Source organism: Micromonospora sp. M51 (genome assembly GCF_018070305.1).
GTDB lineage: Bacteria > Actinomycetota > Actinomycetes > Mycobacteriales > Micromonosporaceae > Micromonospora > Micromonospora parva.
Genome location: NZ_JAGPXZ010000521.1, coordinates 1 through 4,453, shown reverse-complemented (window position 1 = coordinate 4,453; position 4,453 = coordinate 1). Strand labels below are relative to the sequence as shown.

4 protein-coding genes are annotated in these 4,453 nt (G+C 70.1%); all 4 read right to left on the bottom strand.

Going from position 1 to position 4,453, the window contains the following annotated elements:
- Window positions 1-574, bottom strand: a 574-nt coding sequence (locus tag KBX53_RS23565; RefSeq protein ID WP_210861686.1) for a response regulator transcription factor, incomplete at its 3' end; no start/stop codon positions are given.
- Between the two features lie 130 nt (window positions 575-704).
- Window positions 705-1,826 carry a ScyD/ScyE family protein gene (locus tag KBX53_RS23560; RefSeq protein ID WP_051708211.1) on the bottom strand — a complete coding sequence of 374 codons (1,122 nt, stop codon included), beginning with the start codon at window positions 1,824-1,826 and terminating at the stop codon, window positions 705-707.
- Window positions 1,827-1,914: 88 nt separating this feature from the next.
- Window positions 1,915-3,990, bottom strand: coding sequence for a multicopper oxidase family protein (locus tag KBX53_RS23555; protein WP_210861685.1), 2,076 nt, complete (start codon window positions 3,988-3,990; stop codon window positions 1,915-1,917).
- Window positions 3,991-4,099: 109 nt separating this feature from the next.
- Window positions 4,100-4,453 (bottom strand): response regulator transcription factor (locus tag KBX53_RS23550; protein ID WP_210861684.1); only part of this gene is annotated, 354 nt, incomplete at its 5' end.

The following is a 4,453-nucleotide window of genomic DNA, read 5'->3' as shown; positions in this document are numbered from 1 at the left end:
GCAGGTGGCTCTTCACAGTGGCCTCGGTCAGGTCGAGCCGGCGCGCGATCTGGGCGTTGGTCATCGCCTCGGCCGCGAGTTGGAGGATCTCCAACTCGACGGCGGACAGCATGGCGGACTCCGCGCTCTGCACCTGCACCAGGCTCTGGCCGGAGACCGAGAGCAGCACCGAGCCGCTGCGGTCCCGCGCCTTGTGGATCGCGGCCACCAGCTCCTCACGACCCACGCTCTTGAGCAGGTAGGCGCGCACCCCGGCGGCGATCAGACGGCGCAGCAGGTCGGGGCTGTCGTACATGCTGAGGATGACGACGGCGCTGTCGGGCGACACCTCCCGAATGCGGCGCACCGTGACCACCGGGTCGTCACCGGGGATCTCCACGTCGAGCAACACCACGTCGGGGCGCTCGGACGCCGCCTTGGCGACCGCGGTGGCGGAGTCGCCCGCCTCGTCGACCACGTCGAGGTCGGCGTGGACCTCGAGCACCCAGCGCAACCCCTCGCGGACGAGAGCATGGTCGTCGACTATCAGGATGGTGGTGGCGCCGGTGGGAGACCCGTCGTCGGACCGCGTCAACCTAACCCCCAGACCCCGTCCCCCGCCGCCAACGTGCCCATGATGTCGCACCGTATCGCGGGCGTGTGACGCCGCAGCTATCGTGGCGCCCTCCCGACACGAAGAACGCCACGATCGCCGCGCGACTCTGTCAGTCTCGGATGGACAGACGGACCAACTCACCGATGCCGAGGCCCTTGTTGGCGATGTAGAAGCTGCCGTCGCCGGCGATGGCGAACGACATCGGGGAGTCGAGACCGGTGCTCGCCAACTCCCGGTGGCTACCGTCGCGCTCCACCCGGATCAACGCACCGGTGGAGTCTCCCGAGCTGAGCCCGTTCTTCGCGATCTCCAGCACGACCAGCCGGCCCCGCTTGTCGAACGCGAGATCGATGATGTTGGTGAAGCCGGTCGCGTAGATCGTCGGCTCCTGCCCCGGCACCAGACGCCACACCCGCGCGCCGCCGTTCGGGAACGGGTGCCCGGTCAACTGTCCGATGTAGAGCGCGCCGTCCGGCCCCTTGGCGATGGTCACCGGCACGAACTGGATCGGCGTCGTCGAGCCGGGCGGCAGACCCCACTCCGGCGGCGCCGGAACCTGCTCCTGCGGCCAGACGTGTTCGGTGGTGACCACGCCGCGCCTGTCGATCCGGAGCACGTCGTTGGCGGCCGCGTCGAGCGCGTAGATGTCACGCCCGTCGGCGACGACGGCGTAGGGCTGGCTCTCCGGGATGACGCCGTCGGGGTTGTGCTGCCCCTCGTAGGCGGAGAGGTCGCCGAGGACCGACCAGCGGTGCTTCCCCTCCACCCGCAGGATCGTTCCCATCGCGGCTCCGGCCGCACCGAGCAGGTCGCGCGAGACCGGGTCGGTGCTGTAGCCCATCGCCACCAGCAGTTTGCCCTGCCGATCGAAGGCCAGGTCGTGCGCCCCGTAGACGGAGAAGCCGGCGCCGGTGCTGCGCAGCGACGGCAGGCCCGTCACGACCCGCTTCTGCCAGCCGTGACGGACCGCCGTGATCGCACCGGTCGAGCCGTAGCAGAGGTTGGTGCCGAACGTGCCGGGGATGCAGACGTCGTCGCCGCCGAGGCCGGCCTCGGCGACGAGGACGGTGCCGGCGCGGTCGATGGCGACACCGCGGGGGTTGTCGAGGTTGCGGGCGACAACTGTCAGTCGCCCGGTGGTCGAGGTGGCCGCTGTGGCGGGCGCGGCAATGCCGGCCACCAGTACCAGCGGCACGGCCAGCGACAGCGTTCGTCGCATCGCGTCGAGCATGGGTTCTCCTCAGCAAGAGGGGTTCGGATGCGTTCGACGCTGCCGGCGTTGCCTCGAGGCCCGGTGGAGGGAGGCTCGACAGGCCCGCCTACTCCGGCTGATTCGGGGTGCCACGCCCCAGCTCGTAGGGGGAGTTCACGCCCTCGTAGGCGAGGTGCATGACCATGCCGTTGGCCGCGTGGTCGAGGTTGTGGCAGTGGTCCATCCAGAGCCCCGGGTTGTCCGCCTTGAAGCCGATCTCGTAGATCTCACCGGGGATGATGTCGAGACTGTCGATCCACCACGGCGACCCGGTCGCGGCGACCCCGTTGCGGGACAACACCAACGCGTGATGGCCGTGCAGGTGCATCGGATGGTTCTGGTGGCTGCGGTTGACGATCCGCACCTTGACCAGGTCGCCCATCCGGACCATCAGCGTCGGCGTGTGCGGGAAGCTGTGCCCGTTGATGATCGGCACCAGGTGGAGGCCGCCGTTGTAGAAGGACAACCGGTCGTCGAGGAGCTGGGTGAACGAGCGGTCGTACGACGAGCCCGTGTCGAAGGGCCGCGAGCCGCCGGAGCCGTACGAGAGCGGGTCGAACGGGTCGCCGTCGTCGACGATCTTCGGCGTCGAGGTGTCACCGGGAGGCGCCAGGACCAGCCCGGCGTCGCGGTTGGCGAGGTCGGTCAGCCGCACCGCGCCCGCCGGCATCGTGAAGGTCACGTCGTAGCGTCCACCGGTCGCCAACCCGAATCTCGGGTTGGTCAGCGGGGTCGGACCGTTGACGTCGACACCGTCGATCGCGGCGACCCGCACCGGCGTGCCGTTGACCGTCAACGACCGTGGGCGGCTGTCGGTCGACGGGTTGTTGTCGGTGTTGATCAGGCGCAGTCGCACCGGTGTGCCCGGCGCGATCTCCTGCCGTTGCACTGTGTCGCTGGTGCCGAACGAGACGATGTTGTCGTCCGGCGTACGCCACTCGTGTGCCATCACCACGACGTCGCGCTCGCCCGGCGGTGGGCCGTCGCGCGGCTCGACGATCAGCGCACCGAACAGTCCCCTCCGGATCGCCTCAAGGGGGTTCTGGTGGGTGTGGTACCAGAACGTGCCGACCTGCTCGGCGAGGAACCGGTAGGTGAAGGTGCCGCCCGGCTCCACCGCGTTCTGCGTCGCGCCGGCGACGCCGTCCTCACCGTTGGGCACGTCGAGCCCGTGCCAGTGGATGGTCACGTTCTCGTCGGGAATCTCGTTGTGCAGCGTCACCTCGACCAGGTCGCCCTCACGGACCCGCAGCTCCGGCCCGGGCGACTGCCCGTTGTACGTCAGGGCGTCGATCTCGGTGCCCGACGACAGCCGTACCGTGGCGTTCTTCGCGGTCAGGGTGAAGGCCTTGTTGGGCTTGCCGGTCCGCGGCCCCCGCAGGTCGTCGACGGAGACCCCGCCGTGACCGCCGTGACCGAACGACGGGCCACCGCCGTAGTCGACGTTGTCGTGGGACATCATGCTCATCCGGTCGGGCAGCCTGCTGCTCTGCGCCACGTAGGTGATGCCGGCGGCCACGACGAGCACCACGACGGCGGCCTGCGCGGTGGCACGCAGGGCGCCGGCCCGCCGGCCACGGCGCGCGAAGTCGGTGGCGGTGACAACCCGCAGACGGTGCCCCTGCCAGAGCCACAGCACCACCACCGACAACAGGATCGGCGCCGCGTGGGTCGCGATGTCGTCGAGGTAGGAGGGGACCGGACGGGACACGTACGCGAAGTAGACGCCGACGACAGTCGCCACAGCCGTCACCTGGACCGGCACCACGAATCTGGGGTTGGCGACGGCGGCGCGCGTCTCGGCGTCGATCGGTGCGTCGTCGCGGTTGGCCAGGGCGCGCAGGCCCGGCACGGTCCACACGGCGACGGCAAGCATCGGCAGCAGCAGGAGCGGCATCTGCACGATCACCCGGTTGTCCGCGAAGATCCAGTCCACGGCGAGCATCAGCCCGATCGCGACGCACTTGAGGACCAGCACCACCAGCGCGGCGACGAGCAGGCGCAGCAGCCGACGGGCGCTGGTCCGCAGCGCCGCGGGCGTCGGCCGCCAGGCCAACCGCGTGGCGAGGATCGCCGCGGGCAGCCAGATCAGGAACAGGACCCCGGCCAGGATCCCGTCGGCGTTCTCTCCGACCTCAAACATGACGCCAACATACGGAGCGGGCGGACCACCCGACATCCGTTGACGAACGGCCGGGGGGTACGGCGATCACCGTAGCCGCAAGCCGCTGCGAAACAGCTGCCGTAGTCAGCTAGCTGCCCGGCGCGACGAGCCCGGTCTGGTAGGCGAGCACGACGAGTTGCGCCCGGTCGCGGACGCGGAGCTTCACCATGGCCCGGTGCACATGGGTACGGGCCGTGGCGGGGCTCATCGACAGCCGGCGCCCGATCTCCTCGTTCGTCAGCCCACTGGCCACCAGGCTCATCACCTCGCGCTCGCGGTCGGTCAACACCGCCAGCCGGCCACCGTCGACCGGCGCCGGGGCGACCTTGCTGACGAACGCGCTCACCAGCCGGCTCGTCACCCGCGGCGAGATCAGCATGTCGCCGCCAGCCACCACCCGGACCGCCTGACGCAGCTCGTCGGGCTCGATGTCCTTGAGCAG

Bases quoted from the DNA above. Each gene is read 5' to 3' on its own strand.
- KBX53_RS23560 (WP_051708211.1), bottom strand. From the start codon at position 1,826: ATGCTCGACGCGATGCGACGAACGCTGTCGCTGGCCGTGCCGCTGGTA.
- KBX53_RS23555 (WP_210861685.1), bottom strand. From the start codon at position 3,990: ATGTTTGAGGTCGGAGAGAACGCCGACGGGATCCTGGCCGGGGTCCTG.